The sequence below is a fragment of the Parapedobacter defluvii genome (assembly GCF_014642075.1).
GTDB lineage: Bacteria > Bacteroidota > Bacteroidia > Sphingobacteriales > Sphingobacteriaceae > Parapedobacter > Parapedobacter defluvii.
This window is the reverse complement of sequence record NZ_BMIK01000052.1, coordinates 1-1,336: the sequence shown is the minus strand read 5'-3', so window position 1 is coordinate 1,336 and position 1,336 is coordinate 1. Positions and strand designations below refer to the sequence as shown.

Genomic DNA, 1,336 nt, shown 5'->3' with positions numbered 1-1,336 from the left:
TCCGAGAAGAACACGTATTTGTAACGCGAACGGGAAAGCACGAAAGTGAAGAACTGCACCTTTTTCGACCCGCCCGTGGTGGTGTAATGCTCCCTGAAATTAGCTACGATTATTAACGTAGTTTTTATAATTTAGGGACAATGAAAAAAAGTAAGTTCAGCGAGTCGCAGATCATCAAGATTCTGTCACAGCAGGAGGCGGGGTTATCGGTTGCGGATATTTGCCGTGAGCACGGCATCAGCCAAGGGACGTTTTATTCTTGGAAGACCAAGTATTCCGGGATGGACATTTCCCAGCTCAAGCAGTTGAAAGAGATGGAAAAAGAGCTGGCACAGTACAAGAAGATTGTTGCCGAGCTGACACTTCAGAACACGGTTTTGAAGGACGTTATAGAAAAAAAGCTTTAGGGCCTGGCGAGAAGCGTGAGTTGGTGGGCTATGCCCGTGAGGAGTTTAAGTTAAGCCTTCGTCAGGCCTGTATGTTGTTTTGTATCAGCACCTCAGTTTATTATTACCGTGCCAAGCGCAGTGATGACAGCGAGGTGATTGAACAATTGTCGGTCTTAGCCGATCTTCACCGCACATGGGGTTTCAGAATGATGTACCACCGGTTGCGAAAGTTGAATTATATGTGGAATCATAAGCGGGTTTACCGTATTTATACTGCTATGAGACTGAACTTGCGGAATAAACGGAAAAAGCGTTTGCCGGCGCGCGTGAAGGCTCCTTTGCTATGTCCAATCGGACCGAACATCACCTGGAGCCTGGATTTCATGCACGATACGCTATCGGGTGGCAAGACGATCCGGACATTGAACGTGATTGATGATTTCAATCGTGAAGCACTTTCTATTACGGTGGATACCAGCCTTCCGTCCCACAGGGTGATCCGGGAATTGGAGAAGCTGGTCCAGTGGCGGGGCAAGCCCGATAAGATCAGATCGGATAATGGGCCGGAATTCATGTCTGCAGCGATGATGGAGTGGTGTTGCGAACACAGCATAGAATGGGAGTTTATTCAGCCCGGGAAACCCACGCAGAACAGTCTGATCGAACGTTTCAATAGGACTTTCCGGCAAGATGTGCTGGATAGTTATATGTTCGATAACTTGTCGGCGATCCGGAAATATGCGAATGCCTGGGCCTGGATGTACAACAACGAAAGACCGCATTCGGCATTAGGAAACCTGACGCCGATAGAATTCCTGTTGAAATATGGAAAACTCCCAACACTCAATGGCCAACGCCAGTTTCCCACATTACAACAGGACAACAACAACAACAAATCTGATTGGAATTTTTTAGTTTTGGATGTAGCTAGCTGAGGGAGCATTACA

1 pseudogene is annotated in these 1,336 nt (G+C 47.2%); it reads left to right on the top strand.

Going from position 1 to position 1,336, the window contains the following annotated elements:
- Positions 1–140 precede the first annotated feature (140 nt).
- Positions 141–1,207, top strand: a pseudogene (locus IEX60_RS24685) (IS3 family transposase); the annotation flags it as partial.
- Positions 1,208–1,336: the final 129 nt, after the last annotated feature.